This is a genomic window from Jatrophihabitans sp. (assembly GCF_051960575.1).
Lineage (GTDB): Bacteria > Actinomycetota > Actinomycetes > Mycobacteriales > Jatrophihabitantaceae > JBQCEE01.
In genome coordinates, this window is the sequence record NZ_JBQCEE010000386.1 from 1 (window position 1) to 17270 (window position 17270).

At 72.8% G+C, this 17270-nt stretch carries 14 protein-coding genes and 2 pseudogenes; 8 read left to right on the forward strand and 8 right to left on the reverse strand.

Annotation, left to right across the window (positions count from 1 at the left end):
• Positions 1-35 precede the first annotated feature (35 nt).
• Together recG and ACTHMS_RS21465 are read right to left on the reverse strand one after the other, a co-directional pair.
• A pseudogene (gene recG, locus ACTHMS_RS21460) lies at positions 36-2237 on the reverse strand (ATP-dependent DNA helicase RecG).
• Between the two features lie 8 nt (positions 2238-2245).
• On the reverse strand, positions 2246-3871 hold the full coding sequence (locus ACTHMS_RS21465; RefSeq protein ID WP_440308694.1) for a DAK2 domain-containing protein: 1626 nt from the start codon (positions 3869-3871) through the stop codon (positions 2246-2248).
• Between the two features lie 217 nt (positions 3872-4088).
• Here ACTHMS_RS21465 and rpmB point away from each other — a divergent pair, with 217 nt between their 5' ends.
• On the forward strand, positions 4089-4277 hold the full coding sequence (gene rpmB, locus ACTHMS_RS21470; protein WP_440308695.1) for a 50S ribosomal protein L28: 189 nt from the start codon (positions 4089-4091) through the stop codon (positions 4275-4277).
• Between the two features lie 64 nt (positions 4278-4341).
• Here rpmB and ACTHMS_RS21475 read toward each other — a convergent pair whose 3' ends face one another.
• Together ACTHMS_RS21475 and ACTHMS_RS21480 are read right to left on the reverse strand one after the other, a co-directional pair.
• Positions 4342-4845, reverse strand: a complete 504-nt coding sequence (locus ACTHMS_RS21475; RefSeq protein WP_440308696.1) for a GNAT family N-acetyltransferase — start codon at positions 4843-4845, stop codon at positions 4342-4344.
• A 45-nt stretch (positions 4846-4890) separates the two neighbouring features.
• The gene (locus tag ACTHMS_RS21480; RefSeq protein WP_440308697.1) at positions 4891-5850 is read right to left on the reverse strand and encodes a thiamine-phosphate kinase; all 960 of its coding nucleotides are present in this window, start codon (positions 5848-5850) and stop codon (positions 4891-4893) included.
• An 81-nt stretch (positions 5851-5931) separates the two neighbouring features.
• On the opposite strand from ACTHMS_RS21480, the gene ACTHMS_RS21485 reads away from it, so the two are divergent.
• The gene (locus ACTHMS_RS21485) at positions 5932-6168 is read left to right on the forward strand and encodes an Lrp/AsnC family transcriptional regulator (protein ID WP_440308698.1); all 237 of its coding nucleotides are present in this window, start codon (positions 5932-5934) and stop codon (positions 6166-6168) included.
• A gap of 48 nt (positions 6169-6216) precedes the next feature.
• Entirely contained in the window at positions 6217-6750 is a 534-nt protein-coding gene (locus ACTHMS_RS21490; RefSeq protein WP_440308699.1) for a DUF3515 domain-containing protein, read from the forward strand.
• Here the strand turns inward: ACTHMS_RS21490 and ACTHMS_RS21495 are convergent, their stop codons facing one another.
• Entirely contained in the window at positions 6751-7494 is a 744-nt protein-coding gene (locus ACTHMS_RS21495) for a MerR family transcriptional regulator (RefSeq protein ID WP_440308700.1), read from the reverse strand.
• A gap of 116 nt (positions 7495-7610) precedes the next feature.
• On the opposite strand from ACTHMS_RS21495, the gene ACTHMS_RS21500 reads away from it, so the two are divergent.
• The 3 genes from ACTHMS_RS21500 to ACTHMS_RS21510 all read left to right on the forward strand — a co-directional run bounded on the left by ACTHMS_RS21500 (position 7611) and on the right by ACTHMS_RS21510 (position 12313).
• The gene (locus ACTHMS_RS21500) at positions 7611-8825 is read left to right on the forward strand and encodes an acetyl-CoA C-acetyltransferase (RefSeq protein ID WP_440308707.1); all 1215 of its coding nucleotides are present in this window, start codon (positions 7611-7613) and stop codon (positions 8823-8825) included.
• Between the two features lie 18 nt (positions 8826-8843).
• Positions 8844-11009: a 3-hydroxyacyl-CoA dehydrogenase NAD-binding domain-containing protein gene (locus tag ACTHMS_RS21505; RefSeq protein WP_440308701.1), complete on the forward strand. Its 2166-nt coding sequence runs from the start codon at positions 8844-8846 to the stop codon at positions 11007-11009.
• A gap of 167 nt (positions 11010-11176) precedes the next feature.
• Complete coding sequence (locus tag ACTHMS_RS21510; protein ID WP_440308702.1) at positions 11177-12313, forward strand: CaiB/BaiF CoA transferase family protein; 1137 nt, start codon at positions 11177-11179, stop codon at positions 12311-12313.
• Between the two features lie 24 nt (positions 12314-12337).
• Here ACTHMS_RS21510 and ACTHMS_RS21515 read toward each other — a convergent pair whose 3' ends face one another.
• The 3 genes from ACTHMS_RS21515 to ACTHMS_RS21525 are packed head-to-tail and all read right to left on the reverse strand — an operon-like array spanning position 12338 to position 15241.
• Complete coding sequence (locus tag ACTHMS_RS21515; protein WP_440308703.1) at positions 12338-13432, reverse strand: D-alanine--D-alanine ligase family protein; 1095 nt, start codon at positions 13430-13432, stop codon at positions 12338-12340.
• Positions 13433-13446: 14 nt separating this feature from the next.
• Positions 13447-14448, reverse strand: coding sequence for an NAD(P)H-dependent glycerol-3-phosphate dehydrogenase (locus ACTHMS_RS21520; RefSeq protein WP_440308704.1), 1002 nt, complete (start codon positions 14446-14448; stop codon positions 13447-13449).
• 22 nt (positions 14449-14470) lie between these two features.
• Complete coding sequence (locus tag ACTHMS_RS21525) at positions 14471-15241, reverse strand: lysophospholipid acyltransferase family protein (protein ID WP_440308705.1); 771 nt, start codon at positions 15239-15241, stop codon at positions 14471-14473.
• Between the two features lie 98 nt (positions 15242-15339).
• On the opposite strand from ACTHMS_RS21525, the gene cofC reads away from it, so the two are divergent.
• Together cofC and ACTHMS_RS21535 are read left to right on the forward strand one after the other, a co-directional pair.
• Entirely contained in the window at positions 15340-15984 is a 645-nt protein-coding gene (cofC, locus tag ACTHMS_RS21530) for a 2-phospho-L-lactate guanylyltransferase (protein ID WP_440308706.1), read from the forward strand.
• A gap of 3 nt (positions 15985-15987) precedes the next feature.
• Positions 15988-17270, forward strand: a pseudogene (locus tag ACTHMS_RS21535) (RNA degradosome polyphosphate kinase); the annotation flags it as partial.

Genomic DNA, 17270 nt, shown 5'->3' on the forward strand with positions numbered 1-17270 from the left:
CGCCGGCGACGCCGCCGACGATGCGCAGGGCCACGTCAGGCCTTCGCGAGGTACTGGGCCTGCGTCTCGTCGACGACGGCGGCGACCATGCGCGCGAGCAGGGGGTGATCGGCGAGGTCGGGGTCGCCCGCGACCAGGTCGGACGCCTCGCCGCGGGCGGCCGTGATGATCTCCTCGTCCCGCAGGAGCGAGAGCAGGCGCACCGACCGTCGCCGGCCCGACTGCGCCGCGCCGAGCACGTCGCCCTCGCTGCGCTGCTCGACGTCGAGGCGGGCCAACTCGAAGCCGTCGGTGGTCGCCGCGACGGCGTCGAGCCGGGCGCGGGACGGATGACCGCCGGGCAGCCCGGTGACGAGCAGGCAGAGCCCGGCGTGGCCGCCGCGGCCGACCCGGCCACGCAGCTGGTGCAACTGCGAGACACCGAAGCGGTCGGCGTCCATGATCACCATCATGGTCGCGTTCGGGACATCGACGCCGACCTCGATCACCGTCGTCGCGACGAGCACGTCGAGCCGGCGGGCCACGAAGTCGGCCATCACCTGGTCCTTCTCCTCCGGCGCGAGTCGGCCGTGCAGGACACCGACCCGCAGCCCGGCGAGCGGGCCCTCCGTGAGCGTCGGGGCGAGTTCGAGCACCGACACCGCGGGTCGGCGCTGGCCGGACGCGCTCCGGAACCCCTCGTCGACGTAGTCGGGCACGTCGGCCTCGAGATCCTTCTCGTCCAGCCCGATGCGCGGGCAGACGACGTAGGCCTGCCGGCCGTCGGCCACCTCCTCGCGCACCCTCGCCCACGCCCGATCGATCCAGCCCGGCTTCTAGGCCACCGGCACGACCGACGTCGCGATCGGTGCGCGGCCGCGGGGCAGTTCACGCAACGTCGAGGTGTCGAGGTCACCGAACACCGTCATCGCCACCGTGCGCGGGATCGGTGTCGCTGTCATGACGAGCAGGTGCGGCGGTGCGGCCGCCTTGTTGCGCAGGGCGTCGCGCTGCTCGACGCCGAAGCGGTGCTGCTCGTCGACCACCACGAGCCCGAGGTCGGCGAACTGCACGTGCTCCTGGATCAGCGCGTGGGTGCCGACGACGATCCCGGCCTCGCCGCTCGCCGCCTCGAGCAGCGCGCGCTTGCGTGCGGCGGCCGGCAGCGAGCCGGTGAGCAGCGTGACGCGGGTGGCGGTGTCGGCCCCGCCGAGCAGGCCGCCCTGTGCCAGCGGACCGAGCATCGCCTCGATCGTGCGCGCGTGCTGCGCCGCCAGCACCTCCGTCGGGGCGAGCAGGGCCGCCTGCCCGCCGTGGTCGACGACCTGCAGCATCGCCCGCAGCGCGACGATCGTCTTCCCCGAGCCGACCTCGCCCTGCAGCAGCCGGTGCATCGGGTGCTCGCCGGCGAGCTCGGTGGCCAGGGTGTCGCCGACCGAGCGCTGCCCGGCCGTGAGGTCGAACGGCAGCCGGGTGTCGAAGGCGTCGAGCAGGCCGCCCTCGCGCCGCGGACGCGCCACCGCAGGGTTCGCCCGGGCGGCGACGCGGCGCTGCGCGAGCGCGAGCTGCAGTCCGAGCGCCTCGTCGAACTTCAGCCGGCGGCGGGCGCGCGACCAGTCCGACCGCTCGTTGGGCTGGTGCATGTCCCGCAGGGCGGTGTCCAGGTCGCACAGCCCCTGCCGGGCGAGCATCTCGACCGGCACCGGGTCGTCGATCGTGCCGACGAGCTGCAGCACGTGCTGCACCATCTGCTGCAGCTGCCAGGTGCGCACACGCTGCGTCGCGGGGTAGATCGGGATGAGCTTGCCCGCGTAGTCGTCGACCCGCAGCCCGTCGAGCTCGTCGCCGTCGAGCAGCTTGAACTCGGGGTGCACGAGCTGCCACCGGTCGCGGAACCACCCGACCTTGCCGGAGAACAGCCCGCGGCGGCCGGGCTGCAGGTCGCGGGTGCGCCATCCGCCCTTGCCGAAGAAGACCAGCTGCAGCTCGCCCTTGCCGTCGCCGACGATCACCTCGACCCGGCCGGCGGTGGCCTTGCCGCGGGCCCCGAAGTGGTTCGTGCGCTTGACCTCGGCGACGACGGTGACGTCCTCGTCGATGCGCAGGGAGCTCAGGTCGGTGAGTTCGCCCCGCTCCGCGAGCCGGCGCGGGTAGTGCCCGAGCAGGTCGCGCACCAGCTCCATGCCGAACGACTTCTCGAGCACCGCTGCCGTCTTCCCGCCGACGACGTCGGTGAGGCGGCTGTCCAGGTCGACCATCGCCGCGCCTACTCCGCCCCGAACTGCAGCGGCCGGTGGGCCGGGCCGCCGGCGTAGACGACCACCTCGGTGAGCGGCGACCGCTCGCGCACGTAGTCGTGCAGCACCCCGCCGGTCGACTCGGACAATCCCTCGCCCACCACGATCGTGACGAGCTCGACGCCGATGCCGAGCAGCCGGTCGAGCAGGGCGAAGGCGACGCTGAGCCGGCTGTGCCCGACCTGCACGACCTCGCCGTCGATGAGCCCGAGCACGTCGCCGGCCCGGCACGGCCCGACCGAGGTGAGGGCGTCCTCGTCGGCGATCAACACCTCGGCCGACCTCGTCGCTGCGGCCGCCTCGGCCATGGCCACGACGTCGTCGTCGAAGCGCCGCGCGGGATCGTGCACCGCCACGGCCGCGAGCCCCTGCACCGCCGAGCCGGTCGGCACGACCACGACGCGGGCGCCGCGACGGCGCGCGATCGCGGCACCGGCGTTGGCGACCGCCTCGGACTCGGCGGAGTTGGTGAGCAGCACGATGCCGTCGGCCGCGACCGCGGCGAGTTCGGCGCCGAGGTGGTCGGCGCCGGCCGACTCGTCCAGTACGTGCACGCCCTCACGGCGGAAGAGGTGACCGAGCCCGGAGCGGCCGCCGAGCGCGACGACCGCCGTGCCGGGGGCACCGGCCGGCCGCGACGACCGCTCGTGACCGTGGCGTCCCATCTGGTCGGCGAAGCGGACGACGCTCACGTCGCGCGGGCGGCCCACCTGGATGCCCGCCTCGATCGCGGCGCCGACGTCGTCGACGTGCGCGTGCACCTTCCAGGTGCCGCTGCCCGTGCCGGCCACGACGACCGAGTCACCCAGCTGTGAGAGCCGTGCCCGCAGTGCTGCCATCGCGGCGTCCGACCCGTCGACCAGGTACTGCACCTCGAAGCCGAAGGCGGAGTCGGGTGCGGCGCAGCCGTCGTCGTGCGCCACGCCCTCGACCGTGCCGGGTGGTGCGACCGGCTCCCCGGTGACCACCTCGGCCAGGGCGTCCAGCAGCAGCACCAGTCCGCGCCCGCCCGCGTCGACGACCCCCTGGTCGGCGAGCAGCGCCAGCTGGTCGGGGGTGTGCTCGAGCGCCGCGACGGCGGCCTGGACGGCGGCGACGACGACCTCGGCGAGCCCGGCACCGGCCGACGCGGCGGCGGCAGCGGCGGCCGCGACCGACAGGATCGTGCCCTCGACGGGGTCGACGACGGCGGCGCGGGCGAGTTCCGCGCCCCGCAGCAGGCCGTCGGACAGGGCGACGCCGTCGACCGCCGTCGCGTCCCCCGCGGCCTCGGCGATGCCGCGCAGCACCTGCGACACGATCGCGCCGCTGTTGCCCTGTGCGCCGAGGGCGGCGCCGACGGCGAGTGCCCGCAGCGCCTCGGCGGCCGTCGTGGCGTCGGTGTCCAGCTCGAGCGACTGGTGCGCGGCGACGAGGGTGAGGCTCAGGTTGGTGCCGGTGTCGCGGTCGGCCACCGGGAAGACGTTGAGCCCGTCGATCTCGGCGCGGTGCCGCTCGAGCTGGTCGACCGCGAGGGCACTCCACCGGCGGATGGCGGCGACATCGAGCACCTCCAGCGCCCCGGGCGCGGAAGGGGTCGTCCCGGCGATGTCCATCGGGCGGCAGGATATCCGTCGGGCCGCCGCGTGACCGGCACCTCGGCGGCGTCCGCCCCGGGCGGCCGCCGCGGCACGCCTGGGCGGGCGGCGGTTTGGCTGCGGCGTGTGCCGCCGGATAGGATGCTCAGGTTGCCCGGCCGCGCCCGGGTGCTTCGGCTCGTCCCGCTGCCGTCCTGATGGCGGTGGGCACCCACTTCGTCTCGAGGAGTTTCCAGTGGCCAGCGTCTGCGATGTCTGCGGCAAGGGGCCGGGGTTCGGCATGTCCGTCTCGCACTCCCACCGGCGCACGAACCGTCGGTGGAACCCGAACATCCAGAGCGTCCGCGCCCTGGTCGCGCCGGGCACCCGGCGTCGCCTGAAGGTGTGCACCTCGTGCCTCAAGGCCGGCAAGGTCACCCGCTGACCCTGCCGCGCCGCACGGCCCGTCCTCGTCCCGCGAGACGGGCCGTGATCGTTGAAGCGGCCGCTCACGCCGGGGTGTTCAGCGTCTTGGCGAAGAAGAGCGCCCCCGGCTGGTCGGCGTAATGCCCGAACCGTCCGCCCGGCACGTACCCCTCCGCCTCGTAGAGCGCGATGGCCGCCTGCTGCCGGAAGCCGGTGTTCAGCACGACCCGCGTGGCGCCGGCCGCCCGGGCCTCGCGCTCGAGCGCGCGCACCATCCGGCGGCCCCAGCCCCGACCGCGCGCCGACGGGTCGACGTACATCCGCTTGATCTCGACCGTGCGGTCGTCGACCCGGCGGAACCCTCCCATCGCGACGGCGCGGCCCTGCTCGCGCCCGAGCAGGAAGACGCCGTGCGGCGGCGCGAACGCCTCGGGTGGCGTCGGGTCGTCGTCCTCACCGCCGTAGGTCTCGACGTAGTACCGCTGCACGGCGGCGATCAACGGCGCGACGGCAGGGTCGTCGACGCGCCGCGCCTCGATCCCGACGGCGCCGTCGTCGACGAGGGGCTGTTGCTCTGCGGCTGACACGCTCGCGACGCTAGCCAGTCCCTCTGACAATTCCGGCGCGGCGGGTCAGCGGAAGTGCTCGTGACCGCGCGGCGCGACCGTCACGCCGTCGATCGCGACGCCGGCACCCTCGCGCACGACGCCGATGCGCACCCAGTCGGCCGGCAGCGTCGAGCCGGCGGGGAAGGTCGCGACCAGGGCGTAGTCGTCGCCACCGTGCAGCACCCAGTCGCGCGGGTCGACGTTGAGCGCTGCCGCGACCTCGGTGAGGCGGTTGGGCACCGGCAGCAGCACGCTGTCGAGCGCGATCTGCACGCTGCTCGCGTCGGCCAGATGGCCGAGGTCGGCGACCAGGCCGTCGCTCACGTCGGTCATCGCGGTCGCCCCGGCGAGCGCCGCGTGCGGCCCCTGGGCGTAGGGCGGTTCGGGCCGCCGATGGGCGCCGACGACCTGCGCGGGCGAGCGGAAACCGCGGCCGAGCACGGCGAGTCCCGCCGCCGCCCAGCCGAGCCGGCCGACGTACGCGACGACGTCGCCCACCGCGGCGCCGGCCAGCGTCACGGGCGGGCGGCCCTGCAGGTCGCCCAGGGCGGTCACCACGACGGCGACCGTGTCGGCCGCCGTGACGTCCCCGCCGACGACGGCGGCGCCGAGCGCCCGGCACTCGTCACGCAGACCGGTGACGAGGCCGTCGGTCCAGGTCAGTGGGACGTCGCCGGGCGTGGCCAGCGCGACCAGCACCGCGGTCGGCACCGCGCCCATGGCGGCGATGTCCGAGCAGGCCCGCGCCGCCGCCTTGTGGCCGACGTCCTCGGCCGAGGACCAGTCGCGGCGGAAGTGCCGGTGCTCGAGCAGCTGGTCGGTCGAGGCGACCACCCGGCCGTCCGGCGCGGCCACGACCGCGGCGTCGTCGCCCGGCCCGAGCAGCACCGCCTCCGTGGTGTCGAGCGCGGCGCTCACCCGCGCGATGAGGCCGAACTCCCCGACGCTGCCGACGTCGTCCTGTGCCCCGGAGATCGCCCTCACCCCTCGTCGTCGATCGTGTCGCGCAGGGTCGCCTACGCTGGTGGACACGCTGCCACACCGGCGCCCCGCGAAGGAGCCTCGATGCCCGTCAACGCCTACATCCTCATCCAGACCGAGGTCGGCAAAGCCGCCTCGGTGGCCGACGAGATCGGCCGTCTCGAGGGCGTCACCAACGCCGAGGACGTCACCGGCCCCTACGACGTGATCGTGCGTGCCGAGGCCGACACGGTCGACGAGCTGGGCAAGCTGGTGGTGGCCCGGGTGCAGTCGGTCGCCGGCATCACGCGCACGCTGACCTGTCCCGTCGTGCACCTGTAGGCGGCCCTGAACCCCGACACCCGCCGGGCCGCGCTCATCGCGACGGCCGTGACCATCCCGGTCGTCGTGCTGGCGCTGCTGCTGTTCGCCAACCTGACGGCCGACCCGAAGCCGACGCCGACGACGTCCGCGCCCGGTGCCCTGCCGGCCGTCACCGCGCCCGCTCCCCCGTTGGCGTCGGCGCACCAGGCCGAGTGCACCGAGGTGCTGCAGAAGCTGCCGATCCAGCTGTCCGGTCTCGTCCAGCGCGTGGTGCATCCCACGCCGGACACGCCGTTCGTCGTCGCGTGGGGGCAGCCGCCGGTCATCTGGAGCTGCGGCGTCGAGCGGCCGAAGGAGCTCACGCCCGGCAGTTCGGCCCAGGCCGTCGCCGTCGACGGGGTGTGGTTCCTGCCCGTCGCGAGCAAGGACGAGACGATCTGGACGGCCGTCGACCGCTCGGTCTACTTCCAGGTGGTCGTGCCGAAGGGGTACGCGCAGCCGCCGCTCGCGCCGATCGCCGACGCGATCGCGACGCTGCCGCAGGTGTGCGTCATCGATGCGTCCAAGCCGCTGTCGCAGCAGTGCACGCGGCGGAAGTGATCAGTCCTCGAGACCGCGACGGGCGGCGTGGTCGGCCGCCTGGACGAACGCGCTGACCAGTCCCTGCACGGCGAGCGGACGCAGCCGGGTCAGCATCGCCACGACCTCCTCGTGCGCCATCTCGCCGCGGCGGTAGGGCTCCCAGATCGCCTTGATGAAGATCTCGGTCAGCCCCTCGGCCACCGCGGTGGCGTGCTGGCCGATGAGCGACGCCGAGTCGTGCAGCACGGAGGTCGGCACGGGCAGGCGCATCAGCTCGAGGGCGTGGCCGAGCATGTTCGTCCAGACCGTGAAGGCGCCGTCGTCGTTGCGGCTCAGCGCGCCGACCTCGACGAGGTAGTCGACCTCCTCGTCGGTGACGGCACGGCCGGCCCGGCGGTCGAGGTCGCCCCGGGTGATCGACTCGGTCTCGTCGGGCAGCCAGGGCGCGAGCACCGCGGCCTGCACGCCGTACGTGGCGGGCGGCGCGTCGTCGGGGATCCGCTCGAGCGCGCGCTGGATCGCCGCGAGCGTGTACCCGTGCTCCTGCAGGCTGCGGATGAGGTCGAGCCGCATGCGGTGCGAGCTGTCGTAGTAGGCGATGCGCCCGCGCCGGGTGGGCGGCGGCAGCAGCCCCTGGCTTGCGTAGAACCGCACCGTGCGTACCGTCGTGCCCGTGCGGGCCGCCAGTTCGTCGATGGTGAGCTCGCCGGCTGCGGACGCCGCATCGACCGTGTCGACGGCGTCCCGATCTTCGCTGCTCACCAGGGCAGGCTACGGCCGTGTCGAACGTGACACAACCGCTGTCACCGGCGTACTGTGCCAGTCATGCTGACAGCGTTCTGAGGCAGTTCAGCACCCACCCGACGGAAACGGTAGGCATCATGACCGAAGCATTCGTCTACGACGCGATCCGCACGCCCCGCGGACGCGGCAAGGACACCGGCTCGCTGCACAGCGTCAAGCCGATCTCCCTCGTCACCGGTCTGCTCGAGGAGCTGCGCAAGCGCAACCCGGAGCTCGACCCGGCCAATGTCGAGGACGTCATCCTCGGTGTCGTCTCGCCCGTCGGTGAGCAGGGTGCCGACATCGCCCGCACCGCCGCCCTCGCCGCCGGCTACGAGAACAGCGGCCCCGGCTTCCAGCTGAACCGCTTCTGCGCCTCCGGCCTCGAGGCCGTGAACACCGCCTCGCAGAAGGTGCGCTCGGGCTTCGAGGACCTCATCGTCGCCGGTGGCGTCGAGTCGATGTCGCGCGTGCCGATGGGCTCGGACGGCGGCCCGTGGGCCATGGACCCCGAGACCGCGTACGACACCTACTTCGTCCCGCAGGGCGTGAGCGCCGACCTCATCGCGACGATCGAGGGCTACAGCCGTGAGGACGTCGACGTCTACGCCGCCGAGTCGCAGACCCGCGCCGCCAAGGCGATCGCCAACGGCGCCTTCAGCCGCTCGGTCATCCCGGTCACCGACCTCAACGGCCAGGTGATCCTCGACCACGACGAGTTCGTGCGCGCCGGCACCACGCCCGAGTCGCTCGCCGGCCTCAAGCCGTCGTTCGCCGCGATCGGCGACATGGGCGGCTTCGACGCGGTGGCGCTGCAGAAGTACCACTGGGTCGAGAAGATCAACCACGTGCACACCCCGGGCAACTCGTCCGGCATCGTCGACGGCTCGGCGCTCGTGCTCATCGGCAGCGAGGCGGCGGGCCGGGCCAACGGCCTCACCCCGCGCGCCCGCATCGTCTCGACGGCCACGGTCGGCAGCGAGCCCACGATCATGCTCACCGGCCCGGCGCCGTCGGCCCGCAAGGCGCTGGCGAAGGCCGGCCTCACCGCCGACGACATCGACCTGTGGGAGATCAACGAGGCGTTCGCCGCCGTCGCGCTGAAGTTCATGCGCGACATGGGCATCGACCACGAGAAGACCAACGTCAACGGTGGCGCCATCGCCCTCGGCCACCCGCTGGGTGCGACCGGCGCGATGATCCTCGGCACCGTCATCGACGAGCTCGAGCGGCGCGACCTGCGCTACGGCCTCGTCACCCTCTGCGTCGGCGGTGGCATGGGCACCGCGACCATCGTCGAGCGCATCTGAGCCGGGAGTAGTTGACCAATGACTGACACCATCCGCTGGGACCAGGACGCCGACGGCATCGTCACGCTGACCCTGGACGACCCGAACCAGCGCGCCAACACGATGAACGACGACTTCCGCGCGTCGTGGTCGGCCACCGTCGAGCGCCTCGTGAACGAGAAGGACTCGATCGCCGGCGTCATCATCACCTCTGGTAAAGACACCTTCTTCGCCGGCGGCGACCTGCGGCAGCTGATCCAGGTCACCGACGAGACCGCGGCCGAGTTCGCCGCGGGCGTCGAGAAGATGAAGGCCGAGATGCGGGCCGTCGAGAAGCTCGGCAAGCCGGTCGTCTCGGTGCTCAACGGCGCTGCGCTGGGCGGCGGTCTCGAGATCGCGCTCATCACCCACCGCCGCATCGCCGTCGACAACCCGAAGGCGCAGTTCGGCCTGCCCGAGGTCACCCTCGGCCTGCTGCCCGGCGCCGGCGGCGTCGTGCGCATCACCCGCCTGCTCGGTCTCGCCGACGGCCTGATGAAGGTGCTGCTGCAGGGCAACCGCTACAAGCCGGCGGACGCCAAGGAGCTCGGCCTCGTCGACGAGCTCGTGCCGACGACCGAGGCCGGCCTCGAGGCCGCGCGCGCGTGGATCAAGGCCAACCCCGAGTCGCAGCAGCGCTGGGACGTCAAGGGCTACAAGATCCCGGGCGGCACGCCGACCTCGCCGTCGCTCGCCGCGATCCTGCCGTCGTTCCCGGCCAACCTGCGCAAGCAGCTCAAGGGCGCGAACATGCCGGCGCCGCACCACATCATGTCCGCGGCCGTCGAGGGTGCGCTGCTCGACCTCGACAGCGCGCTCAAGGTCGAGGGTCGCTACTTCGTCGACCTCGCCCGCGGCCAGGTCGCGAAGAACATGATCCAGGCGTTCTGGTTCGACCTGAACTCGATCAACGCCGGCGGGTCGCGTCCGGCGGGTGTCGAGCAGCGCAAGGCCACGAAGGTCGCCGTCATCGGCGCCGGCATGATGGGCGCGGGCATCGCCTACGTCAGCGCCCGCAACGGCATGGAGGTCGTCCTCAAGGACATCTCGCTCGAGGCCGCCGAGAAGGGCAAGGGCTACTCGGAGAAGCTGGTCGGCAAGGCCGTCCAGCGCGGCAAGATGACGCAGGAGAAGGCCGACGAGCTGCTCGGGCGCATCAAGCCCACGGCCGACTACGCCGACCTCGCCGGCTGCGACCTCGTCGTCGAGGCCGTCTTCGAGAAGATGTCGCTGAAGCACCAGGTGTTCCAGGACCTCGAGAAGATCGTCGCGCCCGACGCGCTGCTCGGCTCGAACACGTCCACGCTGCCGATCACCGAGCTCGCCGAGGGCGTCGAGCGGAAGTCCGACTTCGTCGGCATCCACTTCTTCTCCCCCGTCGACAAGATGCCGCTGGTCGAGCTCATCCGCGGCGAGCAGACCTCCGACGAGGCCGTCGCCCGCGCGCTCGACTACGTCGCGCAGATCAAGAAGACTCCGATCGTCGTCAACGACAGCCGCGGCTTCTTCACCTCGCGCGTCATCGGCACGTTCGTCAACGAGGCGATCTCGATGCTCACCGAGGGCATCCCGGCCGCGACGATCGAGCAGGCCACGACGCAGGCCGGCTACCCGGTCGGCGCGCTGCAGCTCAGCGACGAGCTCAACATGGAGCTGATGGTCAAGATCCGCAACGAGTCAAAGGAAGCGGCCGGCGCGTCCTGGGTCGCCCACCCGGCCGAGGGCGTCATCGACAAGATGGTCGAGGCCGGTCGTCCGGGTCGCCTGCGCGGCAAGGGCTTCTTCGACTACGACGAGGCGGGCAAGCGCACCGGTCTCTGGTCGGGGCTCGCCGAGCTCTTCCCGGTCACGGTCGACCCGGCGACGATCGACCTCGCCGAGCTCGAGGAGCGCATGCTCGTCATCGAGGCCGTCGAGACCACCCGCTGCGTCGAGGAGGGCGTGATCGTCCAGACCGCCGACGCGAACATCGGCTCGATCTTCGGCATCGGCTACCCGGCCTGGACCGGTGGCGTGCTGCAGTACATCAACGGCTATGAGGGCCGCACGGGCAAGGGCGTCGCGGCGTTCGTCGCGCGCGCCGAGGAGCTGGCCGCCAAGTACGGCCCGCGCTTCGAGCCGAACCCGCTGCTGCGCAAGAAGGCCGAGAACAACGAGCAGTTCTGAGGTGGTCTGAGCCATCCGGCTCGTCCGCCATCTCGTGACGGATCAGCGATCGGGTGACGGATCCCGAATCCCGTGACGGCGAAATCTGCCGTCACGAGATCGGGAATCCGTCACCCGTTGCTGGTTCCGTCACGAGTTCGTCCGTCCATCGTCGTGGAGGTCTGGCTGTGCCCGGTCCGTTGCAGGGTGTCCGTGTGCTCGAACTGCCGGCGATCGGGCCGGTGCCGTTCCTGGGCATGTTGCTCGCCGACCTCGGCGCAGAGGTGATCCGGATCGACCGGCTCGCCGGCGGCGGGCTCGGCGACGCGATGGCCGCCAGCCAGATGGGACGCGGCCGGCGCTCGATCGGCCTCGACCTGCGCAAGCCCGGCGGCGCGGAGGTCGCGCTGAAGCTGCTCGAGACGTGCGACGCGCTCATCGAGGGCTTCCGGCCCGGGGTCGCCGAGCGGCTCGGTGTCGGCCCGGACGAGGCCCTGGCCCGCAACCCGAGGCTCGTCTACGGCCGCATGACCGGGTGGGGCCAGCACGGTCCGCTCGCGCCGACCGCCGGCCACGACATCACCTACCTCGCGATCACCGGGCTGCTGCACGGCATCGGCCCGAAGGACGGTCCGCCGGTGCCGCCGATCAACTACGTCGCCGACTTCGGCGGCGGTGCGATGGTGCTCGCGACCGGCCTGCTCGCCGCGCTCGTGCACGCGCGTGCCACCGGCGAGGGCCAGGTGATCGACGCGGCGATGACCGAGGGCGCCTCGTACCTCGGCTCGATGACCCGCACCTTCCTCGCCCGCGGCGGTTGGCAGGACGAGCGCGGCGTGAACATGCTCGACGGCGGCGCCCCCAACTACCGCTGCTACGAGACGTCGGACGGCAAGTGGGTGGCCGTCGGCCCGCTCGAGCCGCAGTTCTGGTCGGCCCTGCTGCAGGGTCTCGGCCTGGACGAGGCCACCACCCCGACCCCGTACGCGCCGAGCGAGTGGGACGCGTGCACCAAGGCGCTCGCCGAGGCGTTCCGCAGCCGCACCCGTGACGAGTGGGCCGAGCTGTTCGCGCCCCTCGACGCCTGCGTCGCGCCCGTGCTCACGCTCGAGGAGTCGCTGCACCACCCGCACAACGTCGCCCGCGGCTCGTTCGTCGAGGTCGACGGCGCGCCCATGCCCGGCCCGGTGCCCAAGTTCTCGGTCACCCAGGGCGAGGTCGCGCCGGTGGGTGCGATCGGCGGCGAGACGGCGGCGCTGCTCGCCGAGCTGGGCTACGCCGACGACGAGCTCGCGCAGCTGCGCGAGTCCGGCGCCATCGCCTGACGCACCCCCACGGCCGCCGTGGGCTCAGGCGGAGCCGCGGCGGAGGGCGGCCTGCACGAGCCGGTCGACGAGCGTCGGGTAGTCGACGCCGGACGCGGCCCACATGCGCGGGTACATCGAGATCGGCGTGAAGCCCGGCATCGTGTTGACCTCGTTGACCACGATGCGGTCACCGCCGTCGGACGCGCCGCCCGGCACGACGAAGAAGTCGACGCGGGCGAGGCCCGCACAGTCGAGGGCGACGAAGGCCCGGCGCGCGGCCTCCTGCAGCGCGGCGGTCGTCGCGTCGGGCAGCAGCGCCGGCACGTCGAACTCGCAGGCGTCGTCGAGGTACTTGGCCTCGAAGTCGTACCAGTCGTGCCCGCGCACGAGCCGGATCTCGGCGGGCACGCTGGCCTGCGGGCGTCCGTCGGCGTCCTCGAGCACGCCGCACTCGACCTCGCGTCCGGTCACGCCGGCCTCGACGAGCACCTTGTGGTCGTGGCGGAACGCCTCGGCGACGGCGTCGGCCAGCTGCGCCCAGTCGGTCACCTTGGTGATGCCGACGCTCGACCCGGCGCGCGCCGGCTTCACGAACACCGGCAGCGGCAGCGAGGCGACGTCGTCCAGCGACCACGCCTGGGCGGAACGCAGCACGACGAACTCGCCGACGTCGAGGCCCTCCGCGCGCAGCAGCTTCTTGGTGAACTCCTTGTCCATGCCGGCGGCGCTCGCGAAGACGCCGGCGCCCACGTAGGGCAACCCGGCCATCTCGAGCAGGCCCTGGATCGTGCCGTCCTCGCCGAATCGCCCGTGCAGCACGGGGAAGACGACGTCGAACGACTCGAGCACGCTCATGCCGACCGCCGCGTCGACCGACACCAGGTGCGCCGACGTCGGGTCGGCCGGCAGCACCACCGCGGTGCCCTTCTCGACCTCGGGCAGGGTGCGCCCCGTGATGCGCAGGCTGCTCGGGTCGGCCTCGGTCAACAGCCACTGCCCCGCCGGCGTGATGCCGACGGGCACGACCTCGTAGCGCTCGGGGTCGAGCGCGGCGAGCACGCTGCCGGCGGACACGACCGAGATCGAGTGCTCGCTGCTGCGCCCGCCGTAGATGACCGCCACCCGGATCCGACTCACCGGGCGAACCCTACCTACGACTCGCTCTTCATCGAGCGCGACATGAGGGCCTCGACCGTGTGACGTGGTGGCAGACCACGGAAGCAGACGGCCTCGACGGCCTGCGTGATCGGCACCTCGACGCCCGCGTGCTGCGCGAGCTCGAGCACGGCCCGGCAGCTCTTGACGCCCTCGGCGACCTGTCCGTGCGTGGCCGCCTGCGCCTCGTCCAGGGACTCACCGCGACCGAGCCGCTCGCCGAAGGTGCGGTTGCGCGAGAGCGGCGAGCTGCAGGTGGCGACGAGGTCACCGAGGCCCGCGAGGCCCGCGAAGGTGAGCGGGTCGGCGCCGAGATGCACGCCGAGCCGGGCCGTCTCGGCCAGCCCGCGGGTGATGAGCGAGGCCTTGGTGTTGTCGCCGAACCCCATGCCCTGCGCGATGCCGGCGGCCAGCGCGATCACGTTCTTGATCGCGCCGCCGAGCTCGCAGCCGATGACGTCGGTGTTGGTGTACGGCCGCAGGTACCGCGTGCCACAGGCCTCCTGGACGAACGCGGCGCGGTCGTCGTCGATGCAGGCCACCACGGTCGCGGCCGGCTGCTCCTGCGCGATCTCGAGGGCGAGGTTCGGGCCGGTGACGACGGCGATCCGCTCGTCGGGCACGCCGGTGACCTCGGCGATCACCTCACTCATGCGCTTGGTCGTCCCCAGCTCGACGCCCTTCATCAGGCTGATCAGCGTCGCGTCGCGCGGCAGCAGCGGCGTCCAGGCGGCGAGGTTCGCGCGCAGCGTCTGCGACGGGATCGCGATCGCCACGAGCTGCGCGCCGTCGAGCGCCGCGGCGGGATCGGCCGTGGCCCGCAGCGTCGACGGCAGTCGGATGCCGGGCAGGTACGGCACGTTCTCGTGCCGGCTGTCGATCTGATCGGCCAGCTCGGGACGACGGGCCCAGAGCGTGACGTCGTTGCCGGCGTCGGCGAGCACCTTCGCGAACGCCGTGCCCCACGAGCCGCCGCCGAGCACGGCCGCGCGCGTCACCGGCCCACGCCGCTCGCGGGGATCACGCCGCGTCGCTCGAACCGGCGGCCGACGGGCGCGGCCGGTGCCACACGAACAGCTCGCCGTCGGGGGCCGGCTCGCCGCGCAGCTCGGCGACGTCCTCGCGCAGCCGCTTCATGATCACGTCGGTCATCTCGCGCAGCACCGCAGGCGTCGGCTCGGCGCCGCGGAAGCGGCTCAGGTCGATGGGCTCGCCGACCGACAGCGTGTGCCTCGCGCGCGGGAACGGCTTGATCGTCCTGGTGTAGAAGTCCCAGCGCGACTGCACGCCCCACTGCGCGACCGGGATCACCGGCACCTCGGGCGCCAGCAGCCACAGCCGCGCGGTGCCCGTCTTCGCCGACATCGGCCACCCGTCGGGGTCGCGTGTCACCGTGCCCTCGGGGTGCAGCACGACCAGGGCGCCCGAACGCAGCTTCTCGACGGCCGACTGCAGCGCGAGCGCGGCGTCGGCGGTGTCGCGCCGCACGGGGATGTGCCCCATCTTGCGCATGCCCCACCCGACCACCGGCACCTCGAAGATCGCCTCCTTGGCGAGGAACCGCGGCACGCGGGCGGCGTCGAGGATGAACTTGGAGACGATGAACGGGTCGACGTGCGAGACGTGGTTGACGACGACGATCACGCCGCCGGTCGCCGGGACGCGCTCGATGTTGCGCCAGCGGATCTTGAACAGGCCGGAGACCGGGTAGTACAGCACGAACCAGGCGAAGCGCCAGCCGAAGCCCAACTTCTCGCCGTGGCCCCGTCGCCTGAGCTTCCGTCTCGGCACCGCCGACCTCCCCGTCCCCAACACCAGCCGACCCCGAACTGTCGACCTGCAGTCTGCCTGATCGCCGTTCCGGCGGCATCGAACGGTAGCGTCGGCGTGTGCGCTGGACGCTGCTCGTGCCGGTCAAGACGGCCGACCCCAAGCGCCGTCTCGCCGCCACCCTCCCCGAGGCCGGGCCGCCGGGCGACGGGGGTCGGCACGGGCGTCTGGTCGCCGCCCTGCGCGCCGACGCGTTGGCGGCCGCTGCCGCTGCGCCACCGGTCGCGCGCATCGTGATCGTGGCCGACGTACCGGACGCCGTCGCCGGCCACGCCGTGCTGGTGCAGCGCTCGCGCGGGCTCAACGGCGCGCTGCGCGACGGCGCCGCGCACGCCGTCGCACAGTGGCCACACGACGGCATCGCCGCGCTCGTCGGCGATCTGCCCGCGCTGCAGGCGGTCGAGCTGGCCGCCGCCCTCGACGCAGCGGCCCGCCACGACCGCGCCTTCGTGCCCGACGCCGAGGGCACCGGCACGACGCTGCTCACCGCCGCGCCGGGCGCGCTCTGGGCACCGGCGTTCGGCGAGGGCTCGGCGGCCCGCCATGCATCCTTCGCCGTCACCCTCGACGCGGGCCCCGGCCTGCGCCGCGACGTCGACACCGCCGACGACCTGCGTGCGGCACTGAAGCTGGGGGTCGGGCCGGCCACGGCGGCCGCGTGCGACGTCGTCGCCTGCGGTTCACCTGGCTCGTCCATCATGTAGGGCATGGCCGAACCGGGGACGCTGCAGCAGACGATGTCGATCGAGGCCGAGGACTCGGTGCCCGACGGCGATCTCGACTCGGCCGGCACGCCGAGTGCCGACCTGCCCGCCGACCGGTTCAGCAACCGCGAGCTGTCGTGGCTGGCCTTCAACGAGCGCGTGCTCGCCCTGGCCCGTGACACCGAGCAGCCGCTGCTCGAGCGGATGAAGTTCCTCGCGATCTTCGCCAGCAACCTGGACGAGTTCTACATGGTGCGCGTCGCCGGGCTGAAGCGCCGGGCGCAGACCGGCCTCGGTGTCGTGTCGGCCGACGGCCTGTCCCCGCGGGAGGTGCTCGCCGCGCTCGCGACCCGCACCCGCACGCTCGCCGTCGAGCACGCCAAGTTGTTCAGCGACGACATCCAGCCGCTGCTGGCCGGCGAGGGCATCCACATCCGGCACTGGGACGCGCTCGACGACGAGGAGCGCGGCCGGCTCACCGAGTACTTCCGCGCCCGTGTCTTCCCGGTGCTCACGCCGCTGGCCGTCGACCCGGCGCACCCGTTCCCCTACATCTCCGGGCTGTCGCTCAACCTCGCCGTCCTCGTCCGCGACGCGGACGACAGCGGCGCCGAACGCTTCGCACGTGTCAAGGTGCCCGACAACGTGCCGCGGTTCGTGGCCGTCTCGCAGAGCCCGACCGAGGTCGAGTTCCTGCCGATCGAGGACCTCATCTCGGCCCACCTGCCGATGCTGTTCCCGGGCATGGAGGTCGTCGACCAGCACCTGTTCCGCATCACCCGCAACGCCGACGTCGAGGTCGAGGAGGACCGCGACGAGGACCTGCTGCAGGCACTCGAGCGCGAGCTGGTGCGGCGCCGCTTCGGGCCGGCCGTGCGGCTCGAGGTCACCGACGACATCGACGACGACGTGCTCGACCTGCTGGTCAGCGAGATCGGCATCGAGGCCGAGGACGTGCAGCGCCTGCCCGGCCTGCTCGACCTGAGCGCGTTGTGGCAGGTCTACGACGTCAACCGGCCCCAGCTCAAGGAGCGGCCGTTCGTGCCGGCGACCAGCCCGCTGTTCGCCGAGGGCGAGACGCCGAAGTCGGTCTTCGCCACGCTGCGCGACGGCGACGTGCTCGTGCACCACCCGTACGAGTCGTTCGCCACCAGCACGCAGCGCTTCATCGAGCAGGCCGCGGCCGACCCCAACGTGCTGGCGATCAAGCAGACGCTCTACCGGACGAGCGGTGACTCCCCCATCGTCGACGCCCTCATCGACGCCGCCGAGGCGGGCAAGCAGGT